The organism is Peribacillus sp. Bi96 (genome assembly GCF_918698115.1).
Taxonomy (GTDB): domain Bacteria; phylum Bacillota; class Bacilli; order Bacillales; family DSM-1321; genus Peribacillus.
Genome location: NZ_CAKKLV010000038.1, coordinates 1 through 26,261, shown reverse-complemented (window position 1 = coordinate 26,261; position 26,261 = coordinate 1). Strand labels below are relative to the sequence as shown.

Below are 26,261 nucleotides of genomic sequence, written 5' to 3'. Positions count from 1 at the left end.
ATATCCATTACTACAATCATCAACGAATCAAGGTAAAATTAAAAGGCATGAGCCCGGTAGATTACCGGATTCATGCCCTCAAGGCTGCCTAATTAAATAAAGTGTCTAACTTTTTGGGTTCACTTCATTTTGAAGATCCTTTTTTTGTATGTAAATTGCGTTAAGGCAGTATGACATCGCTTAAGTCACTCAATATCAATGTACGAAAAGCAGTTCAAAGGAACCGGCTTTTTATTTGTCTTATTCAATTAATGCGCTGCGAGCAATACACAAGGCTTCCCACCCTATTGTTTTATTCGGTGCGCTATTTTGGTTGTCATGATATAAGGAAATTAAAAACACCGGTTAGGACCACAATAATGTCGTTCCGTCTATACTTTATCCACAACATTTGCTTCGCCCCTATGGGATTCGCGAGTACTTTTACTATTAACAAACCATATTCCTACCAGGACAAGTAAAATCCCTGCTAACGTAACTATTTTTATGTTTTCATGCAAAAATATACATCCTGAAATGACACCTACGACGGGTACAAGTAGTAAAGAAATCGATGCTTTGCTTGCTTCTGTACGACTTAAAATATGAGTCCATATCACAAACGCCAGGGCAGAAGCAACAATCCCTGCAAACAGAATATAAACGGCTGGCATGATTCCCCAATGCGATTCCCCGTGTTCAAATGAAAGGGAATATATCAATAATCCCATCGCTCCAATCGCCATTTGCCATGTAGTGAATTGAATGGTATCACAATGCTTTAATTTCAATTTAAAAAGTAAGTTGGCTATTGCCCAAGAAATAGCGGAGCTTAATGCCAGAAACACAGCCCAGGAGGATCCCCCTAAATGGATATTCATGGCAAGAAGTAAACCGGCTATTCCTAGCACAATTCCAAACGTTTTTCTTGCCGTCAACTTTTCTCCTGGAATCCATCTATGAGCCATGATCGATAAAAAAAGCGGCATACTGTATGTCAACACAGATGTAAGACCCGCACTGACATAGTTAAGCGATATTTGGATAGCAATATTAAAATAGCAGGTTTGGAGAAGTCCGCAAAGAACGTACCACTTGATATCCGATTTATTCGGGAGGGGTATCCTTTTCATAAAGCACACAACGAGGAGTACGATAGCACCAAGCAAAAATCGAAATGCTGCAAAATGGACAGGCGGAAAAGCACCATTTCCTAATTTCATGATAACAAAATTAAATCCCCATATAAGACATAAAATAGCCATCGAAGCATTCATACGAATGAACCTCTCCCTTAGAAAATTATTTTTTCTCTATCTCTTTATTCCACTCTAACAACACTTTACAACGAGAATTAATTAGTGTCTAATATATAAATATCATGTTTCTAAGTCGAATAACGACTTAATTAGGGAGGGATAATAGCGTGGAACTGCGTCAGATTGAATATTTCACTGTAGTGGCCGAAGAGTTGCATTTTGGTCGGGCGGCAATACGCTTACAGATGACACAACCACCTTTAAGTCAACAGATTTTACAACTTGAAAGGGAACTTGGAGTGAAGTTGTTTGAGAGAACAAAACGACATGTAGAGCTGACAAACGCGGGCAAGGTTTTCTTGCAAGAAGTTCGCCCTGTCCTTACCCGATTAGAGTGTGCTAAGGCTGCAGCTCTAAAGGCAGAGATGGGAATGCTTGGTCGGTTAGTACTGGGATTTGTCGGATCTGCAACATTCTATATTTTCCCAATTATTATTCGGGCTTTTAATGAGCAGTTTCCATATGTAGATTTGGTTCTTCGTGAGATGCCTACACCAATGCAGATTGAGGCATTTCACAGTAAGGACATCGACATCGGCTTTGTAAGAAATCCTGTGGTTGATCCGCTCATATCACTCTTGCCAGTTCATCAAGAGACTTGTATCGCCGTCGTACCGAAGTTGCATCCACTCGCCCAACGCGCTTCAATATCAATGGGGGATCTCAGCACAGAAAGATTTATATTAGTGGATAGGGAGGTTTGGCCGAGCTGGTACGATGATATCCTCTCGAAATGTCACGATGCTGGCTTCAGCCCAATCATCCGTCAAAACGTGAAAGAAATACAGACAGTTGTTGGGTTGGTTGCTGCAGGACTTGGTATAAGTATCGTACCAAGATCAACAGGGAATTTACATGCACGGGACGTCGCGTATGTGAACATCGAGGGAGAAGCCCCGCGCGTGGAAATGAGCATTGCCTGGAGAACCGATGACAATTCAACCATGGTTAAACAATTTCTCGATACAGCAAAACAACTCTCATCGGATCCGTCCGCATAGAAACGGATAATTCTACCTGACGGTGATCCAACAACCACAGTCGAACATGAAATTTTGCGTAATTATAACCATGCAGTTGTAACTGCTCAAAACATTCCTTATCGTCAAAGAAGAATTACAACGTAGTTAATTTGGCTAGATTCGCAGATATTAATATGACTCGACCTATTCAAAGCCTTTGATGATGTAGAGGTAACGCCAACAAAACGCGGATTTACAACACTAAAAAACGAAAAGGCCCAATTTCTTAATACCAATACTAAGAAATTGGGCTTATTAATATTGGAATTTCAAACGTTGTAATTCTGTATTTTCCTGACGCTACTCTAAAATGATTGGATATTTGGATAAAAAAGGACAAGAGTTATTAGATCGATTGAAGCAATTACCAAACGGTAAACGAAAAGCTAAAAAGACAAAACGAATGAGCAGTCTGATTCGGAATTTCAACGGTTATCGGAAGTATCCAAAAAACGGCATGATTAATCGCTGCTTCGTCTATAAACAGGCTTTGATGTGAAAAAGAAGATATCTACTATCTTAGTTGATCGTATATAAAAATTAAATATAACGTACACTGGTTCCTATTTTCACCTAACCAGAATTGATAGCCATTGATAAAGTTTACTTCCTCTTTACGTATAAAAGGAATAGAATATAAATAAAAAGGTGATTACCATTAAAAAAGTAAAAAGTATACTATTTTTGCTGCTTGGATTCATATCCCTTGTGATTGGTGTTGCAGGGACTGTGTTACCTGTTCTACCGGGTGGACCGTTTTACTTATTCGCTGCTTTTTGCTTTGCGAAAAGTTCCAAGAAGATTGAAAACTGGTTTAAAAGCACCTCATTATATGAAAAATACGTTGAAGCATTCTTACAAAAAAAAGGTATGACTCGAAAAGAGAAAATCAGAATCAATTTAATTGCCGATTTCTTCATCGTAATTTCTGTATTTTATGTGGACATCCTTTTAGTGAAAATCTTGTTGGTAGTGCTCGCCCTCTACAAGCATTATTATTTCATTAAAAAAATTAAGACAATTGACGGTAACAGTACGAAACAAAGAACTTCTTGAAAATTTTCTCCAAATAACGGGTGCTTTACTTCAATAAGGGAGTTGCTTCGGCAGCGTAGTCCAATAAAAGGTCTCAAATTTATCTTTATTTACAAGGATAAGTTTTGAGACTTTTTCTTATTGAACCAACGGAGCAGGTTAGTTCACAAATAATGGGGGTTTCTTATAGCCTTGACCTTACGGTATTGCACATTCATCAGAAATGAATTATAGTTTTAATAAAACGGTTGTTTTAAAACTATTTGGAGGACAACATGTACGAGATATTTATTTTATCAATATTGATGAATTTTCCAGCTCACGCATATTTTATTTCCAAAATAATTGAACCTTGGTTCAAAATAAGTAGAGGTACTTTATCTACATTGTTAAAAAAGATGTTGAGCGAAGGATATATTGAATATACAAATGAAGATATACCATTTAAATCAAATCATTCTTCACAAACTTATAAAATTACTAGTTTAGGAAAAGAACGTTTTTTTTCCCTTATGTTAGATACAACTGAAAGTGTGAATTTCGTTAAATTATTCCATATTAAGGCTAATAACTTCGGGCTTTTACAAGCTAGTGATATATTGCATTTAACTCAGGATTTTATTAAACGTTGTCATAGACAGCAAGAGTTCTTATTGAAACAGTTAAATAAATTCCAAAATGAATTTGATGATTTTGATTCTAAACATTTAGATACCTTTAAGAAAAATGCGAGTTCTTCTATTAAATTACAAATTGAACAGTTGCAAACTGAAGTAAATTGGGCAGAGGAAATCAAAAAGGATGTAGATTATGACAAGTCTACAAAGTAAATTAATAAAATTATTGGCAAAAATTTTTAAAATTAATTCTGTCTGGACGAAGCAAGGATCAGAACTTGAAATACTTATAAAGAAAAAACAGTGTGATGTCGCAAAACCAAGTAAGGCGATGTACAAGAAATATAATATTGAAATTCATTCTAGCTTCGGATATCCAATGTATACATTATGTTCTCGAACAAAAGAATCGTCAAAGACAGTAATGTATTTGCCTGGGGGAGGCTTTGTATTACCTATTTCATCGCTGCACTGGGCATTTATAGATAATCTAATGAAAAATGCCAATATTAATGTAATTGTACCGTTATACCCCTTGGCACCTAAAAATAATATAGATGATGTGATGAACTATTTGCTAGATATCTATCAAAAGATCATCAAAAACAAAGGGGAATTAACAATAATGGGTGACTCTGCTGGAGCCACAATTTCGTTAGCGTTTATTCAATTGTTAAAAGAACAAGAATTACATTTTCCTAAACAAGTAATCGCTATTTCACCTTTAGTTGATCTTGAATTGCAAAATCCACAAATCGAAGTAGTTCAAAAACGAGATCCTATCACTGCAATACCAGCATTAAAGGATATTAGAAAATCGTTTGCAGGAAATCGTTCTTTAACGGATGTCCTTCTAAGTCCTATGAAAGGGGACTTTGATCAGACTACTAATATCATAGTATTTTCTGGAACTGATGATATAACTAATCCAGATACACGTGAAATGATAAATCAAAATCCTAGTCACTTTCAATATTATGAATATCAAGGTATGATGCATGTTTTTCCCTTGTTTCCGATTCCAGAAGGTAAAAGGGCTAAAAGACAGATTGAATCGTTATTAAAATAAGTTGAAGCTATAAGAATATAAAAAAAGGATCGTTTTTACTGATAATCGAAAATAAATGCCTCTTTCAATAGAGTGTTATCTTTGCACCAGAACCTTTGAAAGAAAGTTAAATTTCATTTTAATGAGTGATACTATTGTTCAAAACCCTTTAAATGCAAATGAAGAATTAATGAAAAATATTATCTTCCTACTCTTTGTATAAAAATCTTATCTTGACCATATATTGTATAAGATTTGGACAAAGGATGATTTGATGAATCGAAAAGTATCGATAACCATATTATCAAGCTTATTGATGGGGATTGGCATTAATGGTTTTATTATACCAATCCACCTTATAAATGGAGGGTTTTGGGGCGTTAGTTTAATTCTTAATTATTTACTGGGTTTTCATATTGCGATTACATTCATCTGCTTAAATGTCCCGATTTATCTTGTTGCCAGTGTGTATGATAAAACCTATTTTGTTAACGGTTTGTTAGGAATAACACTTTCTAGTATAATAATTGCTTTGTTAACCCCACTGCAGCTCATGATCCACTTGCCAACTATATATAGCACAATTTTTGGTGGTACCATAATTGGTATTGGAGTTGGATTTATGCTAAGGGAGCATATTAGTCCTGGTGGCATCGATTTATTAGCATTAATTTTTTCAAAGTTGTTCTCTATAAATGTTGGAGTTGCATTGTTAATATTGGATTTCCTTATTATTTTAATTGGAGTTTTCACATTAAAGGATTTAAGACTTTTTTATTCAATGCTGGTAATTATATTCGTAGGGATAACTGCCACAGTGATAACCGGTATTAAGCATATTAAACTTTATATGTAGATCTAATATGAATCTTATTAATCAGAAAAAAACCTGTAAAGAGCAACTATGTTGCTCTTTTTCACATTTGGACAAACGTTGCGAACATGGCTTTATTTGCAATGAGAGGGTATTTATGTTTTAAGAACTTATGTTTATTTATGTACAAGGGGTGAGGTCTGTCCAAAGCGAGATTGGATTCATCTATAAATTATTTGGAGTAGCATCACAATACATAGATGAAAAGAATATTGAGATTCTATGTTTCTAACAGGTCATATTTGCACCAGAACCAAAAATTGACCATATTTAAACATCGACATAAATTACTTTTGATTTTGTAGATTTTCTTTAAGAATGTATTTTCTAAATACAGCTGCTCCTAGTAATAATAATGGGAGAAATATACCAATCGTTAAGGCATATGGTACCCAACTTGTCGATTCCCATTTTTGCATATAAGGTACATCTGGATACATAAGTAAGGAAAAAGGTACTAAAGTCAACCCTAATGGAAGGACAATTGGTTTGTAATCATCTAACTTCAACATATTTGCAAGGCCTACGACTGTTCCATAAAAATATATAAACATCTTGATATAGATCGTGATAAACCATATTATGGCCACGATAGCTTCTATCCGTTGAAAAAAATTTCCGATATTAATTTTTTGTGCTAAAACGTAGCTTGGATACATTTCAATCGAAGTGATGTAATCCCCCAAAACCAAAATACTTATCACAATTATGATGTCAAGTATAATCCCTCCGATAAAAACCCCCATTATAAACGCTTTTCTACCTTGTTTGGTTTGATTTAGGTGAGAGGGGAAAATCGTTAATAAAGTAATAGGCATCAGAAAAGAGTTAATAAAAATGAGAATTCCACCCCGTATGATAGGCTTAATCCCTACCTCAAATACAGGCAGAAAGTTCTGAAATTCAAACTGCGGGCTACTGGAGATGAATAAAATCAATAAAAGTAGTATTACAATAGGGAAAACTACCTCTGCAAAACGAGCGAAGGTTTCGATTCCAAGGTAAACTCCCAGAACTAAAATGCTTAAATAAAGAATAATTGGGGTTATCATCGGGGTATCAGGCATCATTTGTGTTGTCAAGAAATTGCCTATATAGAATAGCAATGCAGCAGTACTATAATAGAAAAAGGAAATAAAAATGATAGCAGCTATGGTACCTAACCATTTACCAAGTAGTTTCATGCACATTTCGATTAAAGTCAAATGAGGGACAATACTACCTAAAGCACTAAATAACCATATGAATAATAAACCAATGCCCGTAGTGAGTATTGCCGTAATCCATGCATCTTGCTTTGCCTCAGCTGCTACACTTGCCGGGTAAATTAATATGGAAGTTCCAACTGTAAATAAGATCACTATTATCATAAATTGTTGTACTGATATTTTGGTCTTCAATAATTCGTTCACCTCCTGATAAAACTCCCACCACATTTTAACTATTTTCTCCTTTTTTTCCATCGAATATTCATTGTGTTGCCGACTAAAGGATGTTCTTAAAATCTTGGTTTAATTAAACCCCTTCTTTCTAAAGAAAAAATACTAACCTGTAAATCCCATGCAATTAGTCAAATTCCTTGGGATTTACCTAAAATAAGAGACGTTTACATAAGTCACCTTACAGAAGAGGTTTCGAAAAAACAATTTCTCGAAAGGGATCTTTTTTTTATAAAATGTCCTTATTTAAATAAAGGTGTTTGGTCCAATGTAGAGATGACTAAAAGGCTTCCTAAATCCCGAAACACTCTTGTTCAACTATTTATTCCCTAATGTATTAAAAATTGGGAAATAGGCATGATAATAGTGAGAAAATCGAACACTTCATTCGGTAACACTATAAACTTGGAGTGTTAAAAGAAAATGAACAATGCTTCAAACAAACAGGAACTTAGTGAACATTTAGATGAAAAACATAAAAATAAGAAAGAATCTTTAGAGAACAGCAATGACTTGCTCGTCTGTGAATCTTCATGGCTTAAAGTCAAGATTATTTATATAAATGTACCTTAGCAAATACATAGTAGTGAATAAAATTTGAAATGACAAGTGCTTTCAAAAAACACCTACATTTCAAAACCCTAACGTTTTCCATATATCCAATATTAAATAGAATAACTAGAAATATTCTGTGCAATTTCTTATTGGAAGAAACACAAGATAGACCAAAAAGTAAATATTATATTATCACATTACATACAAAGGGAATGAAATGTTGAACAATCGATAATGATTACAAAACTCTATTATGTATGGGGCTTTTAAAGGAAGGGTGTTAAAGTGAAAAACATGGATAAAAATGTATTTTTTTCAAATTATCTTATCGGATCTTTTCTCAATAATTTTGAAAGTAAATTAATAAGTCCACCTTCTGAAGAAAAAAAAGACTGAGTGGGGGATAAAATGTATGAGTTTTTTTAAGAAACAAAGAAAAAACAGAGTTAACCTCTCCTCATTCGAACAAGACGATCAAAATAAGGAATCGAACAAAGACTTGTTAAATACAAGTCTCCAAGGAAACATTCAGTATGTAAAACAACAGCTTGGAAATAGCGGCGACATCGTGATTAGAGAAATACAAATTGGCAAAGAGGGAATCGTTAAAGCATGTATTTTTTATACAGATGGTTTGGTGGACACTAATTCCATTCAGAACTTTATCATGGAATCACTCATGTTAGATATCCCTCCCGATCAGAAGCATTTTATATCGTCTCAACAGAACGTTTTACAAGTATTGAAAGATCGCATCCTTGCGGTTGGAGACATACAGGATGTTACGGAATTCAGTTCTTTACTGACTTCCCTGTTATCAGGGGATGTTATTCTCTTATTGGATGGACATGCACAAGGTTTTACAATCGGGATGCGTGGAGGAAAAGACCGTGGTGTAATGGAATCCACCACGGAAACCGTCGTTCGGGGGCCAAAGGAAGGTTTTACGGAGAACTTGCGTACCAATACGGCGTTAATTCGCCGAAAAATAAAAACTCCTCGACTTTGGTTGGAATCGAAAAAAATTGGAGAATTGACCAAAACCGATATAGCGATCATGTATATCGATGGAATTGTGAATGACAAAGTCGTCGAAGAAGTGCACAAGCGTCTGGATCGAATCGATATCGATGGAATCCTAGAAAGTGGTTATATTGAGGAATTGATTCAAGATGAAACGTTCAGTCCCTTTCCGACTATATATTATTCGGAACGTCCTGATGTAATTGCCGCGGAGCTTTTGGAAGGGAAAGTTGCCATACTAGTGGACGGAACGCCAGTAGTTCTAGTCGTTCCTGCCCTGTTCATCTCCTTTATTCAGGCTGCGGAAGATTATTATCAGCGTGCAGACATTAGCACCCTTATTCGTTTGCTTCGTTTTTTTTCTATTTTTATTGCTCTACTAGGACCATCCTTATATATCGCTATCACCACGTACCATCAGGAAATGTTACCAACTCCACTGCTGATTAATCTAGCCGCTCAACGAGAAGGGGTTCCCTTTCCTGCTTTCATTGAAGCTCTCATGATGGAAGGGGCGTTTGAAATCTTGCGAGAAGCTAGTTTGCGAATGCCAAAGGCCATAGGACAAGCTATATCTATTGTGGGAACACTGGTGATTGGAACAGCAGCAGTAGAGGCTGGAATCGTATCGGCTGCCATGGTAATCGTTGTTGCAATCACGGCTATTTCAAGCTTTGTGCTTCCTGCGTTTTCCTTGTCCATGTCGATTCGAATGCTTCGTTTCCCGATGATGGCGCTTGCGGCTTCTTTTGGCATATTCGGGTTAGTCGTTGGGTTCATTGCACTTGTTCTTCACATGTGCAGCTTGCGTTCCTTTGGGGTTCCCTATATGAGTCCTTTTGGTCCTTTTATTCGTGAAGACATGAAGGATACGTTTATTCGGGTACCTAGATGGGGGATGTTTTCCCGCCCCCGTTTAATCAGCCAGAAAAACAATAAACGTGAACAAAATTCAGCATCGAAACCGCCACGGAATAAAATATAAGATTGAAACTAAAGTTATCTAAATGGCGTCAAAATACACAAAATGCTTCTATTTAGATTGGATGAAGTCATTTCATGGCGGTTCTAAGCTAGCTAAAAGGTATAAGAAGGATTGGTATTTTAACTTGTCTGTAAATGTATAGGTAGATGCAATGATTTGACCGTACCGTATCCTATTCATAAAGCAAATAGAGAAAGGAGTATTCAAAAGTGGTGGCTGTTGCAGGAATCCTTGTCATCATCGCTGCGATCATCGCGATTGATGTTCCTCCTCTGATGAGGAAAAAATTAAAAAAGGAACTATGGATATTTTCCATTCTTCTACTATTCGGAACCGCATTAAGCATTGCCCAAGCGCTGAATATCAAGATTCCCAATCCACTAGATTGGATTACAGCTATTTATAAACCGCTTTCCGACATGATTGAGAAATTATTAAAGTGAAAATGGAATTTATCATTAACATTTTAAATCATCGAATCAAAGGTTGGCGGTTCCGATCCTGTTCCTCCTTCGGACCAACGACTATTAAATCCCTGAAGGTTTTTATCTTTTTAGAAGCATTTACCGCAACATGTATTCTAATCTCTTAAGTGTGAATTTATTTTTCGATCAGGATTTATTTTTTTCGAACGCTAGCCCTAATAATAGTTGAGAGAAAAAAAAGCCTACAAGATGGAGAATAAGGAATCAATATAGTCTTAATAGATGTTTAAAAATAGACAATAGATAAGCTGATGATGCTCATCCCTAGAAGAAAAGTCAACATACGGTAGTTCTTTAATTTCAACGTTTGATCAAGAGCGAAGATGGGTTAAAAATGAAATCGTCACTTTAAAATAATCCGTAATAAACCAAATAATAGAAAAAAATCGAGCGAAAGGACTTTAACCTATGAAACGGAACTTTACAATGCTTATCGTGCTGATTGTATTTCTATTATTCACTACGGGTTGCTGGAATCGTCGTGAATTAAATGAACTTGCTATTACGCTGGCCATAGGGTTGGATATTACAAAGAATGGACAATATCTCGTAACCGCCCAAGTAGTAAATCCAGCTGAAGTAGCTGGGAAGGACAGTGGAGGTACCGGCCTTTCACCCGTCATCATCTATCAGGCCACAGGGAAAACCGTATTTGAAGCTTTCCGAAAAATGACAAAGGAATCCCCAAGGAAAATTTATCCTTCACATCTACGAATACTAGTGATTGGTGAGTCATTAGCAAGAGAAGGCATTGGAAAACCGTTAGATCTTCTCTCAAGAGACTGGGAAGTGCGATCAGATTTTTATACCGTCGTAGCTAAGGGAATGAAAGCAGAAGATATCCTGAAGGTACCAACAGCTATAGAAAAAATACCTGCCAATAAAATGTTTAGTACCCTTTTAGTTTCAGAAAAAGCATGGGCAGGTACAAGTGCCGTTACATTAGATGAATTGATCGCGGGTATGGTAAGTGACGGAAAAAAACCGGTGTTAACAGGAATCCAAGCAGTTATAAAAGGTAATGAAGAAACTTCTTTGAGCAAACAGAATGTAGAAATGATTGATCCCCCTGCTCGAATAACGTATGGAAACCTAGCTGTATTCAAAAAGGATAAATTAGTCGGTTGGTTAGATGAAAAACAAAGTAAAACGTATAACGTCATTACAAATAAGGAGAAAAGTACAGTTGTGAATATACCGTGTCCTAAAGGCGGAAAAGCTGTGTATGAAGTGAAAAAGTCAAACACGGAATTGAAAGGTAAGATAAAGAATGGAAAACCTGAAATAGATCTAAATGTTAGTGTGGAAGGCAATGTAGGTGAAGTAGAGTGCCATATCGATTTAACAAAACCAGAAACGATTGAAAAATTAGAGGAAATTTATGAAAAAGAATCGAAGGAATTTTTCAAAAAGGCAATAAAACAGGTACAGGAAAAATATAACGTAGACATTTTTGGATTTGGTGAGGCGATTCATCGAGCTGACCCTACAGCCTGGAAAAATCTCAAAAAAGATTGGGATAAAAATTTTGAGAACTTACCTGTACATATAAAGGTACAAGGAGAAATCCGGCGAGTCGGTACGGTTGGTAATTCATTCCTGGAAAATATAAAATAATTGGTTGGTTTTATACAATGAATGGGGTTACATTTGGACAACTTAGAATGCCCACTCCAATAATCTTGGAAGCAGCCATTCTAAAATCCTTGTGTGTTTGCTATCGAAATACGCTTCGCTCCCCCTTTAAGATGGTAGGCTACTCGCCCACCACCCAGCCAAAGTAGCACGGATTGCACTAAAAAAGTCAACCTCCCAACCTTCGAATCCTGGAATGCTCCCTCGCCGATAGGCAGGAACAAAGTTTGGTTAGTTCCATACCAAGAGTGTCTTTGGTTAGATGAGTCCGTCAACACCTTACTGCTCCCTTCGGTGCGCTACCATTGACCGACGCCAAATGTTGCAGCACTCCTAAAGCTAGAGTTTATTCTAACAAAACAAGGTCAACAATAGGGGAATACCCATTGATAGGATGTTGAATTATGATAAAAGATATTAAAATTAGTGCTCGGCAATTTTCAATATTAGTTATTTTATTTTCTATAGGTACGACCATCTTGGTGATTCCTGGAAGTCTGGCTCAAGAGGTAAAACAAGATGCTTGGATTGCAGCTGTAATCGGTGTAGGCATAGGTTTATTGCTGGTGGCTTTATATATATATCTAGGCAGGCTGTTCCCCACTATGACACTTGTTGAAATCAATGAAACAATTTTCGGCAAATGGTTAGGTAAGGCAGTTTCTCTTACGTTTGTTTTCTTTTCACTTTACTCCTCTACAGAACTATTGTTTTATGTTGGTAATTTCTTGACGACACAGATCATGCCGGACACCCCTATTGAAGCGATCCATATTCTTTTCGCATTCATCTTAATTATGGGAATTCACCTTGGTCTTGAAACGTTGGCACGAACTGGAGAAATTTTATTTCCTTTCATTATTTTTTTATTCGTAATTCTAGTGGTATCAGTATTATTATCTCCAGATCAATTGAAGTTTGAAAACATACAACCCGTATTTGAAACAGGATTAAAACCGATGATACGGGCTGTTTTTCTTTTTACAGGTGTTTTTTCTTTGCCTTTGATTGTTTTATTAATGATTTTTCCTGTTTCAGTGAATCAACCAAAAGTAGCTGAAAAAAACTTTTTTTTCGGAATTCTAATCGCCGGAATCATTTTAATCATCCTTATCGCTTTAACTATTTTAATTTTAGGTGCTGATAATACCGCCAGACAGATGTATCCAAGTTATGCTTTGGCTAGGAAGTTAAACGTAGGGGATTTTTTGCAACGGATAGAAGCCATAATGGCCATCATATGGCTTTTCACAATTTATTTTAAAATGGCGTTATATTTGTACGCATCCGTTATCGGTCTTGCACAAACGTTGAAAATGAACAATTATCGCCCACTCACGCTACCTTTAGGGATGATCGTGGTTTCGCTTTCCTTAATTATACATCCCAATGTCGCCCATTTAATCACATTTGACAAAGAAGTTTGGCCGCTATACGTTTCAACGTACGGACTTGTTCTTCCATTACTCTTATTAGCAGTCAACGCATTCCGGAAAAAAAATAAAAAATATTAGCGAATACGGTTAAGGTTCTCTTTCCAAAGTAGTAGCACTGATCTCCTGTACTCTGAAAAAATGGCTTTAAGATACTGCTAATAATTTGTTAAATTATCTAACTAAGTAATAAGCTTGTTCCCATTAAATACATTATTGTTGATATATTAAACAAAAGAAATAAGGGCCTGAAACATGCTCCTTTGCATGTCTTTTTCCATTAACCCACTCGTTCGTTGAAGAAAATAAATTTTTGGACTAATTTGTAATAAATACAATTGAATATCGCGTTAGATAACTGAACCCACTCCAATTTACATTCCATTCATTTATAGACATCTTCCAAAAGTAATTAAATCCAATTTCATTTATAAAAAAGCTCGTCGCTGTAGTACTAGGATAAAAAATAGTAAACAGGCTTGTGTGATTTCTTAACAAATAACCTCCTACAATCCAAGGAAAGATAAACCCAATGATAATATGAAAAAGCATATTCCCCCCTGTTTATTGTGAAATCTTCTTAACTATTTTGTCCATCTATGAAAACTATAACATCGATTAACAAAGCCTAGTTATTAGTTAAATTATTTGAAACTATTTTCATTTTTCGACGTATTAATATCAGAGTATAATTTAGAATTCTCAAGAAATACGAATAGATTTCTTGTCATTTTTTATTACGCCCCATTTTACTTACATATTCTTAAGACGGTTTGAGATAATCTCGAAAGGAAGAGGAAAACATGTTCAAAAAAATTTTAGCAAGTTTAGGAAAAGGAGCCGCAACTGTAGATTTACAATGTGACAATCGTAATTATCAAGCGGGAGAAAACATCCAAGGGGAGGTTATTATACAAGGTGGTGAGGTGGAACAGAAAATCAATCAATTGACTGTCCGACTCATGATGAATGTGGTATTAAAACAAGGAAGCGTTTCGAAGGAAGTTGCCCATATACCATTAGTTAATCGAGACCGTATTCTCTCCAAAGAACGTAAGGTCATCCCTTTTCATTACGTCCTACCAACGAATATTCCTATTTCAAGGGGGACTGTCTCATACTATCTGGATACACATCTTGATATTGAGGGTGGGTTCGACCGCAAAGATGTAGACAGGCTAGTCATCCAATCCCAGGAATCTATCCAATCCATTTTTAATGCAATGAGCCAACTAGGTTTTCGGGAAACAGCCGACTCGGGTAAACTCGACCAATATGGACAGGAATTTGCTTTTTTTCCCACTCAACAATACTTGGGACAGGTAAATGAAGTTGAAATGAGGTTTGCCAATGAAGAATCAGGTATCCGGGTATGGATGGAAGTTGACTGTAAAAGCGGCTACAAGGAAATTGAAGCAAAACGTGAATTTCATTTAAATCAAAATGTTCTTGAGCATGAAGCCGAACTTGAAAAACTACTTGGAAAATATATATCAGAAGCTATTGAACAGCCTTATGCTTTTTCACAACCGTTTTCTTATTCAACAAACCATCAACAAGTTCATACTTCCCAAATGGGAAATGCTATACCTGGTATGATTGGTGGATTAGCAGTGGGTGTTTTAGGGACGATGTTATTAACTGAGATGATGGAAGGTTTTGATGTTGAGGAAATGTTTGAAGAAGCAACAGAGGATTTTGATGGAGGATTTGATGCATTTTTTGATAATGGGGATGGAGAATCTTAATTAAGCTAATAGTAGTCATTATCCTAATTGATCCAATCTAATTAGATGGTTTTTTCTAGGAAAATAAAAAAACAAGCAAAGTTTCATAAATGCCTGAGTATCGCTTGCTTTTTGTTGTTTGGTTCCCATGTGAATAGTTAAATCGTAAGTATTCTCTATATAAAAATTGATGCCAAATCATAAACACAAACCATAACTTTCGACTGTTATCCTTTTTATTTGCGACATGTTCCTGTTATAAGTTGATTATTCTTGTTTATTAAAAAGGTAATCTGTTGGGCTGGACCGGATTAAATCAAATAGGAATTAGCCGACTTTCTCCTACAGATGAGCCTTCGCAAAAACAAATGGTGAAATTAATAGACACTGTAAAAAAGGATAATATCGAGTATATTTTCTTTGAAGTAGCGTAACGAATAAAATTGAAGAAATAGTAAAAATGAAGCAGGCGTAGAAGCATTGACGTTGCACAATCTAAACTCATTTACCGATGAAAATATAAAGAATGACGAAGGTTGCTTTGTTATAATGAGGCGGAATATAGAGGCTCTAAGAAAAGCTCTAAATTAAAAAGGGGCATTCTATTCTTTTTAACATTTTATAGGAACTAGCTATTGGTTTAGTTACACTATGTGATGTAACAATAAAAATTAGAAACCTTTACCCAATCAGGGTAAAGGTTTTTATCAATTAGATAGAAAAGCGATAGGGGTTGAAACGTACTACAGCTGTGAAGGAGTTCAAAGATGCTCGCCTAACTCTTAATGATTGTTCACATTTGTTATTTACAACTCACGCTTTCTTCTTAATTTTGTAATGTTAATGTAAATTCAAGTAAATATCTGTGTCACTCTAGGGTGATATAATAAAGAAAAAGAGAATTTATTGGAGGTTACCTTAAATACGTTGTCAAAAAAAGTGCAGATGTCACTTTCCAAGAGCATGCGGATATTTATTTCGGGGATATTCAATTCCTACATAGATCCACATCCAGTCTAAGTATTAGCTAAAAGTTATTAGAAAAAAGATAGTTAGGAGCTAAAAGAGTTTAATAGAGAAAACGGCCAGATCTTTTTAAAAAAAGAGACTGGCTGTTATTTGTTTTTTTTCGTAATCTACCCTTAATTATGATTCCTCATTAGCAAGATGGAATCAAAGAAGGGGGATGCATTCTAAGGTTATAAATCTTTTTGTAAAGTTTTTTTGTATGTGCGAAGATTAAAAATTTACCAGGTTGAATTTGACTATCAGGAGATATAATTAGTAAGTTGCATCATAGGGGGCTGGAATTTTTATGAAACGTGATCCTTATTTTGATAATGCGAAAGCCATTTTAATCATACTAGTAGTTTTGGGACACACATTAGCTAGAATGGTAGCAGAAAACGAATGGATATTAACTGTTTATTTGTTTGTTTTTTCATTCCATATGCCAGCTTTTATTTTAGTATCGGGTTATTTTTCAAGAAAGATGAAAAGTAAAAGGGACCTCTGGGTACTGATAAAGAAAATATTAATTCCCTATATAATATTCCAGGTGATTTATACTTTATATTATCAGAAGTTATTTAATGAACCACTTGAATTTACGATTCTAACTCCAAGATGGGCATTATGGTTCTTAATAAGTTTATTTTGTTGGAACTTATTTTTGCTAGTATTTTCCTCAAGGAAATATGGACTTATTTTTTCAATAATTGTATCTTTAATAATTGGCTACATTGGAGAAGTAAATGAATGGTTAAGTTTGTCGAGAACATTCTTTTTCTTTCCTTTCTTTTTAGTCGGTCATTTTTTAGAAAGAAAACATTTTGATTGGGTTAAAAAGAAGAGTAATGCCATAATAGGCTGGGTTGTACTAGGATTAATCTTTTCCGGTATTTATTTCTTTGGTGACATTACATGGAGAGAGTGGCTTTATGGCCGTTTAGGCTATGAGGAATTAATGGAAGGTTCCATTGCGTTTGGTTTTATATATAAATTATTCGTTTATTTATTAATGGGAGCAGCAACTTATTGTTTTCTTTGTATTGTACCTAGAAAACATCTATTCTTTACTGAAATAGGATCCATTACATTAGTTATATATCTTTTTCATATGTTTATTTTAGAATATGTTTATAACTCATTTATTTATGATTGGATCAAAGAGAGTGGCCAATATTATGTTTTATTAGTCATACCTGTAACTATTATATTTTTATTATCAAGAAAACCGATTCTTAAAGTGGAATGTTTGTTTGTTGGAATAAAAATGAAAACTTAGATGGAAAGATACTGTAACGGATTAGGTGAAGGTGATCAAGAAGCTAATCATTTAATGTGGATAATAATGTTCATAAAAAATCCTGTTGGGTATGCAACAGGATTTTTCCATCTTCAACTAAAGGGGCAGGTTAGCAGAAGAAAAACAAGGATAGATTATGCCTATCTATTGTCGTATCAGATTAAGAACATAAGGAGTGTTTGAAAGGTGTTTGTATTTCTACATGGATGGATATTAACGTTGATATTCTAAAAATCAAAAAGCAGTAACAGTTTTAATTATTAGGCATTGCCTCATCTTTTTTTATCAATTAAAGTTGATTTTTGATTGAACCCAAAAGTGGATCACCTGATTTATCCTGCTTCTTTTCAACATTCGTTAACTCAGGATTTTCCTCTTCCTCTTTATCTTCATTAGATACTAATCCCTTGGTCGCACTCTTGAATTCAGTTAAAGTACGTCCAAAGGCCCGACCGATTTCCGGCAGCTTTTTAGGTCCAAAAATAATCAAGGCAATGACAAGTATTAAAATTAAACCGGGTATACCTATACTTTGAAGCATTTTATTTCCCCCAAGTAATTAAATTTTGTAATTCTTTTAGACTTATGATCATTTTTAGAATAACTTCAGTAAAAAAAATCTTTTAAATCCATCTTCTTACCAAGTTTCATCACCAATGACGCTCCTTTTAATTAGTTTTAGTAGCGTTGGTTAATTTTTAATTCAACAATAGCTCTAACAAGTTCGGGGATTGTTTATGGGTCCAAACAATAGTAAGGCATCCCTTAATATTTCACAAAAAATGCAGTAAAGTACATGATTAATAGTCCGATCGCGAATCCAGAAAGGTTTAACCATGAAACAGATGCTTCATTATGTTTTCTATGATCTTCAATGAGCATTTTCGTTATTACATAAATTACTTGAAGAATTGCTCCTGCTCCAATACCTAGGAACAAAGCTCCCAAAATTGGTGAGAAGATGAATCCGCCAACCCAAGTACCTACAATGGCGGGTGCACCTGCGATGACCCCCAGTAAAAGAAAGTCCCTGAATCGAGGTGTGGTCTTTAATAAAGGAGCAGCTATTCCAATCCCTTCCGTAATGTTGTGAAGGGTAAACCCGATGATTAAAAAGGTCCCTAAAGCAGCTTCACCTAGTGCAAAGGAAGAACCAATTGCCAACCCTTCACCAAAGTTATGAAGTCCTATTCCGGTAGCCATCAACAAAGCCAGACCAAAAGGAGAATATCCTTTCTTTTCTTGTTTTCTTTGTTGATACTGATCAAAACCGATTAATAATAAGAAGGTTAAGGAAGCCCCAATTATGACAATCATATTTCCCTGAAAGACTGAAGGAGCTTCTGCACCAATTTCGAACCCATCAGCCAGAGTCCCAACAAATAAGAATAAAAGGAGCCCAACGGTAAGGGCAAGAATCCCATTTATAGATTTTCGTGAGAAACGTTTCATAAAGGGATACCACAACAACCCCAATGTAATCGGGACAATTCCAACGTAAAATCCGATTAAGCCATAATTAAGAAAGTTGCTCCAGTTGGTTTCTGGAGTGAGTGTGGCAGCTGCTACTTCGCCTTCCGTGATTATCCCATTCTCAGTGATTAACTTAATTGTATGTGGGTCACCTTCCACCCATGGGTAAGAGATGGTCACCTTTCCCTCGTCAAATCGTTCAAGTTTTGCTTGAGGAGAGACAGTGTAATTCCACACCGAATCATTAACCATCACTTGAGAAATCGTTAAGGGTTTGGGTCCGGTATTACTGACAGATAGTTCGAAACCGATTTTAGTTACCTTGATTCGTTCTATGTTCAAGACTTCTATCGGTGCTGCAGGATCTTTTTCTACACCTGCTCCATTCTTCAGCACCCATCCTAGCACCCCTATAAGTAATACTAACGGTATTAAAACAGTAATTAACCATTTGCTCTTCATATTATCCCTCCTTTTTTACTCGACCTCAAAGAATCCCATCCACCCTAACTCAGCAAATTCACTTACATGGGCATGAAACATATATGTTCCCTTGTATGGAAACCGAACTTCAATAATTCCACGTTCTCCCTGACATTGCATGATGGTATCTGTGAACTGAGAGGGGTTATCGTTTCTCCCGGTTGGATAATACGTAAAGTAATTCGCATGCAAGTGAAACGAATTTAATAAGTCGAATTCTGTTAAATTACTTAGATAGATCCTTACGAGTTGATCTTTTTTGATTTTAATAGGGTGATTCATAAATGCGAAGGCATAGCCATTCACCGTATAAAACTCGTTTTCGCCGTCTAAATCCAAATCAAAGCCATTCATAACCATATTTAACTCTATTGCCGGCTCTCTTGGCTTCTTTGGATCAATAATAAAATTACCGTATAAGCCTTTATGGATATGACGAGCTAGGGGGAGTACATGGCAATGGTAAATTTGTAATCCGTATGGCTTTGCTTCAAATTCGTACGTGAATTTTTGTCCAGGATAAATGGAAGTTAAACCGTCCATCTCTGGAGGATGGATTCCGTGAAAATGAATGGAGTGGGGATGGCTGCCCTTATTAATAAAGTGAAACCGCAAAAGGTCCCCCTCGGTACAACGAAAAGTTGGTCCTGGAATAGTTCCGTTATAAGTCCAGCCTGGAAATTTAATTCCTTTGGCAATTTCAATTTCTTTATCAATTGCCTCGACTTCATATTCCCGGAGTGTTTGCCCGTTTGGCAACTTGGTAACTTTTCCATAATCAAACTCAGTAAGGAGCCGTTCTGCCATTTTATAACCTGTGGTTTTTGTTTTATCACTCATATTTGCATGATTGGAGTGATTACCATGCTTGTGAGACGAATCATTGGATGCCTGAGCCACAGTTGGAAATTGTGCCATTTTATTTAAGTAATAAGATCCAGCTATCCCAAACGCACCAGCAGTCCCCATCTTTAAAATATCTCTGCGGGAAACCTTTTTCTCATTAGACATTACTTGACCCCCTTCTAAAAAGTTTCCTTTAGGAAACTTTTTGTTGTATAAGCTATACTTTAAGTTAAATACAAGTTTTATGTCAACTCTTTTTTTCAGAATACTTCGTATACGTTTATACGAACGTACAAATCCGCGAGAGGCGTATGGATAATTCTGGAATCTATGCTAATTTTTTAGCTTATTGTTTATTTGGAGTACACCTTTACTTACAGATAAAATCTCAAGAAAATGAAGATGCAGGATTGTTCTTTTAAAGTTGTTCAGGGTAGATTCATACCCCTGTTTGAAAAGGTACACTTTCTCGAACGATGGAGTTTCTTCTAATACAAAGCCGTTATAAACGTTTGTGAAATGCGTTGATTTCAGTTGATTTTAAAAGGGGAGTTTTTACGTATTGTAGTTTGTCAACCCTCTAATGGATAACAGCAGGAATTATCCACTTGACTTTGCTTGAGGTACAGAGAACCTTAGAGTTTTTAATTGGTTAAGAAAAGGACCAGTAAATGAATGACAAGTAATACGTGCAAAATAGCACTTAAAATAAGTGCATATTATCAAATAAAGGAACTCTTTATTACACATTCCAGTGGTTAAATGGTCTCGTAAATTAAAAATAATAGACTTACAAAATAAATAAATAATGATTCCATACATTTAAATGAGTTGGAAAGTTCCCTCCAAAGAATAAGGAATAAGAATGGCCGAAAATCAATTTGATTTTTCGGCCATTTTAATATTTGAAAATGTGAAATTTAAGAATTATTTTTCTACAGATGCAATGATGTCTTCAGCTAAAAGTTTAGAACCACTGGCACCTTTTAGATATTTCAACGTTCCTTCACTAGACCAATCAAATAATCGTTATCCTACCCACTAATGTTTTACTGGTTAGAAACAAAGTTATAATTTGAAGGAATAATTTTATTGCCGGCTCTAGCTAAAGCATTTAAACAGACTATACCAATTAAATCTGATTGGGTACCTGCGATTCCTGAAGTTAAAAAAGCAGTCACTTTTAGTTTCTGCAACGTTTCTAAATCTTCGTGTAAAACAATTACAAATTTTGTGTCGAACAGGTTGTTTACCTCCTTAAATATATAACTAATTAATTGCGTTGCAGTAGTCTCCTGGGCATGACCAGTCACTTGCATGTTTCAAAGTAATATCGATAAACATTGATAAAGCTGGGGAAATCCACTTGTTTTTGTGATAAGCAACTTGATAAAACTAAGCCTAAACCTAACTGAAAGTAAAAACATACCGTATTGATGGTTTAAAACAAAGATTAACCGTTTATGGGGTCCAGCCAAAATTTTGACGAAAATATACGCTAAGCCCTCGCTCATGTCCGGCTTGGCGTTTTTTCTTATTTTAAGTTGGTCCGGGATGGTAAGCCAGACCAACCGGTCATTCAATCTCTTGTTCTTTAAGTGGACGCAATGAATTAAGAGACGTATTCTGTCTGAAAGTGAACTTGTTTTCGCCTAAAAAGTTGATATGTTACCATCCAAGTGACGAAATATGGTTTAGTAGTTCTTCCTGGAGCTTACCTTGCTTTTTGAGAGAGGCTATTGATATCATAAGCTCAAGACGATTTACTACCGAGCCAATTGCCTAAAAAATATCAGCACACTAAGGGAGAAATATGTACACAATCAGCAGATTTTCTCAGCTTTGCAAAATGAGTGCTCGCATGTTACGACACTATGACAAGGAAGAACTTTTGAAACCAGTCCATGTAGATACAACAAACGGGTACAGATATTATGAGAAGAGTCAATTAGAAACGGCATTACTAATCAAGAAACTGAAAGAATATAGATTTTCCCTGCCAGAAATTAGAACCATCCTTCAGTCGTCAGACAGTACATTGTTTATCGAAATGATACACGCGAAAATAAATGAAATATCAAACGAGTTGAATCGATATAGACAGATCATTGCAGAAATGCAAGAGATGATTGAAAAAAAAGTGGATTTAATACGAGGAGAAAGAAGATCGTATGATATATTGCTTGGAATGCGAAATGAAATTAGTGTAATAAGTCAAAGGTTGCAGATTAAAATTGCTGACATGGACAGGTACATTGATTCCTTTTACGATAAGGCGGAAGAAAGTAGTATTCAGTTACTTGGTGTTCCGTCTGCCATTTTTTTTGATGAAGAGTTTACCCCTGACCACAGCGATATTGAATTAATGATTCCGATCATTCATAGAAATGAAGAAAAAATATCAAGGGAATGGCAAATAAAAAAACTCCCCCAAAAGATTATTGCTACTACCTTGCATATCGGAAGTTATGATTATATTGGATACGCACATATGGCACTTGAAGAGTGGACAGAAAGTAACGGCTACTCTTTGGATGGTCCGCCTTATGAAACCTACTTGAAAGGTTCAGAATGTGACTGTCATGTAGAGGAGTATGTGACGCAAATTAGCTTCCCCGTCATCAAAAAAGCAATGCAATAATTGCTTGACCTTGACACTATGTCAAAGCTTATTCTACTTCCAAGAGAAAGTTATCACAACATAAGGAGATCTTGGATATGAAAAAGATAATTGTACTTTGCACAGGGGCTGTATTAACGACTGGGATCATAATGGGAGGGTGTAATCCAAGTAAGGTTGAAGAGAGTCAATTCGTGAAAAAACAATACGTAGGTAAATACACAATGCCCGATGAAAGCAGCAAACATGAAGGTACGTGGTTGCAATGGCCTCATACCTTTACATATGGTAAAGGCTATGAAGAAAAGGTTGAACCAATTTGGATCGAGATGACAGCTGCCCTGAGCGAAGGAGAAAATGTTCATATTATCGCCTATGATGAATATGAAAAGAACTATATTTATGATCTTCTGTATGATGAGGGCATAAATATGGCCAAAATTGACTTCTATATTGTTCCTACTGACGATGTATGGGCAAGAGATACAGCACCAATTTTTGTATACGATAAAGATAACAATTTAAAACTCATGGACTGGGGATTTAATGGATGGGGTAAGAAAACGCCATACAAAAAAGATGCATTAATACCAAGTGTTCTTAGTAAGCAGTTAGGTATGGAAAGAATTAATCTAAATAGTGTTGTACTTGAAGGTGGAGCATTTGAACTAGATGGTAATGGTACCTTTTTATCGACACGTAGTGCTGTTACTAATAAAAATCGAAACCCTAATTTATCAGAAGCAGAAATTGAGGAGTATATAGAAGAAAATCTTGGTGCTACCAACTTTATTTGGTTAGATGGCGTACCAAACCTAGATATTACAGATTTTCATATTGATGGTTTTGCTAAATTTCATGATAAGTCTACAATCATAACAATGAAAAAAGATGATTTAGAAGAATGGGGTGTCTCAAATAAGGATATTAAAACATTAATGAATGCAAATAATGCCTTCGACAAGCCTTATCAGTATGTGTATTTACCAATCAGTAAAAATAATGTAATTTTAGATAATGGAAAGAATTTGGGATACAAAGGTTCATATATAAATTTTTATATTGGGAATACAGTTGTATTAGTTCCGAATTATAATGATCCTAATGACAAAAAAGCAAACGATATGATCAAAAAACTATACCCTAATCGTAAGGTAATTGGTATTGATGTAAGGGAGCTTTATAAAGATGGTGGTATGATTCATTGTGTTACACAACAACAACCAGTCAATTTAAAGTGATTGAGTTTGTTGCAGCGAATCTCAACATATTTGCAAACTATGCCACCATTACTATTCCATTTATTAATATTGTTTATTTGCCACTAGGGACAGTTTTGCAGGTATTACCCCTAATACACAAAATACCGGTAAATCCTTAGCGTTTAGGATACCGGTATTTTATCTTCAGTATGTAGCTTAGCGTATATTTTCGTTAAAATGTTGGCGGTACCATTTTATAAAAAAACAACAACTGAAACTTTATTCCAAACCTACACTTATACCAGCTAAAACACTAAACACTACAATAAAAGATAGTTAAAAGGACTTATAAGCTGAATTTCTTATAGAACTAAACCAGCCAATAGTTTGTCAACATTTTTCAATAAACACTTAAAATTTTTCATGTTATACTAAATTTGCGTATGCTAAATAACCTTCCAAGGTTCTGTGTTTGGAAAGTTTTGGACTGTTTAGTTATACTTTAAAACTAGGCTAGATCTTGGAAAGTCGATTTGCTTTTTAAAAGTGCATAAATCCAATGTAAGAATTTATTGGCACATGCTATCACAGCTACTTTAAAGGGCTTTCCTTCCTCACGTTTCTTATCATAAAACTCTCGTAATCTCTTGTTACGAGGAATGATTTCATCTGTCGTTTTCTTTTTGCGACAATCACGAATGGCACATTTTACAGCCATATACAAGGCGTGTCGTAGCCTACTAGAACCTCTTTTGGTAATCCGATTTAAAGTACCTTTGAATGTACCAGATTCAAAGACACTTGGATCGATTCCGGCAAATGCAACCAGTTTCTTAGGGTGATTAAACCGATCAATTTCCCCAATTTCAGAAATTATCGTGGCAGCGATTTTTTCACCGATACCAGGGATCGATCGGATAATCTTACACTCTTCAATACCTTTTGCTAAAGCATCTATCTCATCTTCAAGCTTGGATAGATGCTTTTTGTATTCAAGAAGCATATTAATATACATATCCAGGCTTAAGATCAGACTATGATATAAGTTTTTCTGAAATGGATTTTGAGCTGCGGCGGCCATCAGTTTTTCTGCCTGACTGTCTGCCCATTTTTGCGAACGACTTTTACATAATTCCTTTATTTTCTTGGCGATTGTCTTTTCACCAGTATCTATGATTTCTTCTGATGTAGGAAATGCTTGTAAAGTTAGTAAAGAAACATATGAATGTAAGTCCCCAAAAACCCCATGGTATTCAGGAAACACTTGATCCAGAACTGCTTGAAATTGTAATTTAGTTTGTACAAACATGCCTGTAATATTTCCGTGCTGTCTTGTAAGGTTACGTAAGTTTAAGAGCTGGATTCCTCGCTGTTTATAAGGCTCTAAGTCCTCTTTATAATACAGCTCGCAGAGATGACGAGCGTCAATGACATCTGTCTTTACCTTGCGTAAACTAGAACTCTTAGCTCGATACGATATGAGTGGATTTACGATAATCAATAAGTACCCTCTATCCTCGAAATACTGGACAACTGGTGTATGATAATGTCCAGTGGATTCTAATACAATGGGAGGCCGTCCCCCGGATACATTTTCTACTTCTCTAATAAAGTCTAGAAGACTAGCTAACCCTTCAAGAGTATGTGCTACTTTAAAGCCTTTTTTGTAAGGCTGCTTTTTATCCAAGAAAGCTTGAACCTGACTTTCCCCTTTTGCCACATCCAGACCAACTACTGGATTCATAAATTATCTCCTCCTAATATAAAATCACCGGTACCCCAATTCCTTCTTGCAGTATCATAGCTTCGCTTGTTATACGAGATCATAGTCCCAACCAGCCTCAATCATGTTTCTACAAGTAGGGGGCGAACTGTTTAGTTGACGGGATCAAGTCCCACAGGTGCGGACGTTCTACCCCGGCTACGGTTATCATATATCGATATAAAAAATGGTCAACCAGAAATATTTTCTGGATGACCTTATAATACGAACAGGTGCGTTAGCTGAAAATCAGAGCTGTCTTTATGAAGTGAACCCAAAAAGTTAGACACTTTATTTAATTAGGCAGCCTTGAGGGCATGAATCCGGTAATCTACCGGGCTCATGCCTTTTAATTTTACCTTGATTCGTTGATGATTGTAGTAATGGATAT

At 35.6% G+C, this 26,261-nt stretch carries 25 protein-coding genes; 17 read left to right on the top strand and 8 right to left on the bottom strand.

What is annotated here, in order from left to right; all coding sequences use genetic code 11:
* Positions 1-92, top strand: a 92-nt coding sequence (locus tag LQ203_RS25765) for an IS3 family transposase (protein ID WP_230156708.1), incomplete at its 5' end; no start/stop codon positions are given.
* A gap of 279 nt (positions 93-371) precedes the next feature.
* Here the strand turns inward: LQ203_RS25765 and LQ203_RS25760 are convergent.
* Positions 372-1,256: a DMT family transporter gene (locus LQ203_RS25760; protein WP_230162588.1), complete on the bottom strand. Its 885-nt coding sequence runs from the start codon at positions 1,254-1,256 to the stop codon at positions 372-374.
* A 149-nt stretch (positions 1,257-1,405) separates the two neighbouring features.
* On the opposite strand from LQ203_RS25760, the gene LQ203_RS25755 reads away from it, so the two are divergent.
* The 6 genes from LQ203_RS25755 (at position 1,406) to LQ203_RS25730 (ending at position 5,876) form a co-directional block, all read left to right on the top strand.
* Entirely contained in the window at positions 1,406-2,299 is an 894-nt protein-coding gene (locus LQ203_RS25755) for a LysR family transcriptional regulator (RefSeq protein ID WP_230162586.1), read from the top strand.
* Between the two features lie 343 nt (positions 2,300-2,642).
* The gene (locus LQ203_RS25750; RefSeq protein WP_230162590.1) at positions 2,643-2,819 is read left to right on the top strand and encodes a hypothetical protein; all 177 of its coding nucleotides are present in this window, start codon (positions 2,643-2,645) and stop codon (positions 2,817-2,819) included.
* Between the two features lie 149 nt (positions 2,820-2,968).
* Positions 2,969-3,376, top strand: coding sequence for a YbaN family protein (locus tag LQ203_RS25745; protein ID WP_230162584.1), 408 nt, complete (start codon positions 2,969-2,971; stop codon positions 3,374-3,376).
* A 254-nt stretch (positions 3,377-3,630) separates the two neighbouring features.
* Positions 3,631-4,185 (top strand): PadR family transcriptional regulator, encoded by a 555-nt coding sequence (locus LQ203_RS25740; protein WP_230162583.1) that lies wholly within the window; start codon positions 3,631-3,633, stop codon positions 4,183-4,185.
* Positions 4,166-5,041 (top strand): alpha/beta hydrolase, encoded by an 876-nt coding sequence (locus tag LQ203_RS25735; protein ID WP_230162581.1) that lies wholly within the window; start codon positions 4,166-4,168, stop codon positions 5,039-5,041. The genes LQ203_RS25740 and LQ203_RS25735 overlap by 20 nt, the downstream gene beginning before the upstream one ends.
* A gap of 253 nt (positions 5,042-5,294) precedes the next feature.
* On the top strand, positions 5,295-5,876 hold the full coding sequence (locus tag LQ203_RS25730) for a YitT family protein (RefSeq protein WP_230162579.1): 582 nt from the start codon (positions 5,295-5,297) through the stop codon (positions 5,874-5,876).
* Positions 5,877-6,181: 305 nt separating this feature from the next.
* Here the strand turns inward: LQ203_RS25730 and LQ203_RS25725 are convergent, their stop codons facing one another.
* Complete coding sequence (locus LQ203_RS25725) at positions 6,182-7,294, bottom strand: endospore germination permease (protein ID WP_230162577.1); 1,113 nt, start codon at positions 7,292-7,294, stop codon at positions 6,182-6,184.
* Positions 7,295-8,300: 1,006 nt separating this feature from the next.
* Between LQ203_RS25725 and LQ203_RS25720 the strand changes: the two genes are divergently transcribed.
* From LQ203_RS25720 to LQ203_RS25695, 7 genes are all read left to right on the top strand, one after another.
* Positions 8,301-9,896: a spore germination protein gene (locus tag LQ203_RS25720; protein WP_230162576.1), complete on the top strand. Its 1,596-nt coding sequence runs from the start codon at positions 8,301-8,303 to the stop codon at positions 9,894-9,896.
* Positions 9,897-10,105: 209 nt separating this feature from the next.
* Positions 10,106-10,339 carry a hypothetical protein gene (locus LQ203_RS25715; protein WP_230162574.1) on the top strand — a complete coding sequence of 78 codons (234 nt, stop codon included), beginning with the start codon at positions 10,106-10,108 and terminating at the stop codon, positions 10,337-10,339.
* 450 nt (positions 10,340-10,789) lie between these two features.
* Positions 10,790-11,998: a Ger(x)C family spore germination protein gene (locus LQ203_RS25710; protein ID WP_230162572.1), complete on the top strand. Its 1,209-nt coding sequence runs from the start codon at positions 10,790-10,792 to the stop codon at positions 11,996-11,998.
* Positions 11,999-12,420: 422 nt separating this feature from the next.
* The gene (locus LQ203_RS25705) at positions 12,421-13,530 is read left to right on the top strand and encodes an endospore germination permease (RefSeq protein ID WP_230162570.1); all 1,110 of its coding nucleotides are present in this window, start codon (positions 12,421-12,423) and stop codon (positions 13,528-13,530) included.
* 722 nt (positions 13,531-14,252) lie between these two features.
* The gene (locus tag LQ203_RS25700) at positions 14,253-15,197 is read left to right on the top strand and encodes a sporulation protein (RefSeq protein ID WP_230162568.1); all 945 of its coding nucleotides are present in this window, start codon (positions 14,253-14,255) and stop codon (positions 15,195-15,197) included.
* 275 nt (positions 15,198-15,472) lie between these two features.
* Positions 15,473-15,610, top strand: a complete 138-nt coding sequence (locus tag LQ203_RS27775) for a zinc ABC transporter substrate-binding protein (protein ID WP_356715508.1) — start codon at positions 15,473-15,475, stop codon at positions 15,608-15,610.
* An 881-nt stretch (positions 15,611-16,491) separates the two neighbouring features.
* Positions 16,492-17,463, top strand: coding sequence for an acyltransferase family protein (locus LQ203_RS25695; protein WP_230162567.1), 972 nt, complete (start codon positions 16,492-16,494; stop codon positions 17,461-17,463).
* 310 nt (positions 17,464-17,773) lie between these two features.
* On the opposite strand, the gene tatA is transcribed toward LQ203_RS25695, so the two are convergent.
* The 3 genes from tatA to LQ203_RS25680 form a co-directional block, all read right to left on the bottom strand.
* Positions 17,774-18,025 carry a twin-arginine translocase TatA/TatE family subunit gene (gene tatA, locus LQ203_RS25690; RefSeq protein WP_230162565.1) on the bottom strand — a complete coding sequence of 84 codons (252 nt, stop codon included), beginning with the start codon at positions 18,023-18,025 and terminating at the stop codon, positions 17,774-17,776.
* Between the two features lie 224 nt (positions 18,026-18,249).
* On the bottom strand, positions 18,250-19,419 hold the full coding sequence (locus LQ203_RS25685; protein ID WP_230162563.1) for a ZIP family metal transporter: 1,170 nt from the start codon (positions 19,417-19,419) through the stop codon (positions 18,250-18,252).
* A gap of 15 nt (positions 19,420-19,434) precedes the next feature.
* Positions 19,435-20,451, bottom strand: coding sequence for a multicopper oxidase domain-containing protein (locus LQ203_RS25680; RefSeq protein WP_230162561.1), 1,017 nt, complete (start codon positions 20,449-20,451; stop codon positions 19,435-19,437).
* A gap of 700 nt (positions 20,452-21,151) precedes the next feature.
* Here LQ203_RS25680 and LQ203_RS25675 point away from each other — a divergent pair.
* Positions 21,152-21,331 carry a hypothetical protein gene (locus tag LQ203_RS25675; RefSeq protein WP_230162559.1) on the top strand — a complete coding sequence of 60 codons (180 nt, stop codon included), beginning with the start codon at positions 21,152-21,154 and terminating at the stop codon, positions 21,329-21,331.
* Positions 21,332-21,335: 4 nt separating this feature from the next.
* On the opposite strand, the gene LQ203_RS25670 is transcribed toward LQ203_RS25675, so the two are convergent.
* Positions 21,336-21,605, bottom strand: a complete 270-nt coding sequence (locus LQ203_RS25670) for a DUF2000 family protein (RefSeq protein WP_230162557.1) — start codon at positions 21,603-21,605, stop codon at positions 21,336-21,338.
* Positions 21,606-22,099: 494 nt separating this feature from the next.
* On the opposite strand from LQ203_RS25670, the gene LQ203_RS25665 reads away from it, so the two are divergent.
* Entirely contained in the window at positions 22,100-22,927 is an 828-nt protein-coding gene (locus LQ203_RS25665; RefSeq protein WP_230162555.1) for a MerR family transcriptional regulator, read from the top strand.
* A 77-nt stretch (positions 22,928-23,004) separates the two neighbouring features.
* Positions 23,005-24,147 (top strand): agmatine deiminase family protein, encoded by a 1,143-nt coding sequence (locus tag LQ203_RS25660; protein WP_230162553.1) that lies wholly within the window; start codon positions 23,005-23,007, stop codon positions 24,145-24,147.
* Between the two features lie 469 nt (positions 24,148-24,616).
* Here the strand turns inward: LQ203_RS25660 and LQ203_RS25655 are convergent, their stop codons facing one another.
* Complete coding sequence (locus tag LQ203_RS25655; RefSeq protein WP_230162551.1) at positions 24,617-25,852, bottom strand: IS110 family transposase; 1,236 nt, start codon at positions 25,850-25,852, stop codon at positions 24,617-24,619.
* Positions 25,853-26,169: 317 nt separating this feature from the next.
* Positions 26,170-26,261: IS3 family transposase (locus LQ203_RS25650; RefSeq protein ID WP_230156708.1), on the bottom strand; the 92-nt coding region annotated here is incomplete at its 5' end.

Excerpts from the sequence above, each read along its gene's own strand:
- LQ203_RS25760 (WP_230162588.1), bottom strand. The coding sequence starts at position 1,256 with ATGAATGCTTCGATGGCTATTTTATGTCTTATATGGGGATTTAATTTT.
- LQ203_RS25740 (WP_230162583.1), top strand. The coding sequence starts at position 3,631 with ATGTACGAGATATTTATTTTATCAATATTGATGAATTTTCCAGCTCAC.
- LQ203_RS25735 (WP_230162581.1), top strand. The coding sequence starts at position 4,166 with ATGACAAGTCTACAAAGTAAATTAATAAAATTATTGGCAAAAATTTTT.
- LQ203_RS25730 (WP_230162579.1), top strand. The coding sequence starts at position 5,295 with ATGAATCGAAAAGTATCGATAACCATATTATCAAGCTTATTGATGGGG.
- LQ203_RS25720 (WP_230162576.1), top strand. The coding sequence starts at position 8,301 with ATGAGTTTTTTTAAGAAACAAAGAAAAAACAGAGTTAACCTCTCCTCA.
- LQ203_RS25710 (WP_230162572.1), top strand. The coding sequence starts at position 10,790 with ATGAAACGGAACTTTACAATGCTTATCGTGCTGATTGTATTTCTATTA.
- LQ203_RS25705 (WP_230162570.1), top strand. The coding sequence starts at position 12,421 with ATGATAAAAGATATTAAAATTAGTGCTCGGCAATTTTCAATATTAGTT.
- LQ203_RS25700 (WP_230162568.1), top strand. The coding sequence starts at position 14,253 with ATGTTCAAAAAAATTTTAGCAAGTTTAGGAAAAGGAGCCGCAACTGTA.
- LQ203_RS25695 (WP_230162567.1), top strand. The coding sequence starts at position 16,492 with ATGAAACGTGATCCTTATTTTGATAATGCGAAAGCCATTTTAATCATA.
- tatA (WP_230162565.1), bottom strand. The coding sequence starts at position 18,025 with ATGCTTCAAAGTATAGGTATACCCGGTTTAATTTTAATACTTGTCATT.
- LQ203_RS25685 (WP_230162563.1), bottom strand. The coding sequence starts at position 19,419 with ATGAAGAGCAAATGGTTAATTACTGTTTTAATACCGTTAGTATTACTT.
- LQ203_RS25680 (WP_230162561.1), bottom strand. The coding sequence starts at position 20,451 with ATGTCTAATGAGAAAAAGGTTTCCCGCAGAGATATTTTAAAGATGGGG.
- LQ203_RS25675 (WP_230162559.1), top strand. The coding sequence starts at position 21,152 with ATGGCCGAAAATCAATTTGATTTTTCGGCCATTTTAATATTTGAAAAT.
- LQ203_RS25670 (WP_230162557.1), bottom strand. The coding sequence starts at position 21,605 with ATGCAAGTGACTGGTCATGCCCAGGAGACTACTGCAACGCAATTAATT.
- LQ203_RS25665 (WP_230162555.1), top strand. The coding sequence starts at position 22,100 with ATGTACACAATCAGCAGATTTTCTCAGCTTTGCAAAATGAGTGCTCGC.
- LQ203_RS25660 (WP_230162553.1), top strand. The coding sequence starts at position 23,005 with ATGAAAAAGATAATTGTACTTTGCACAGGGGCTGTATTAACGACTGGG.
- LQ203_RS25655 (WP_230162551.1), bottom strand. The coding sequence starts at position 25,852 with ATGAATCCAGTAGTTGGTCTGGATGTGGCAAAAGGGGAAAGTCAGGTT.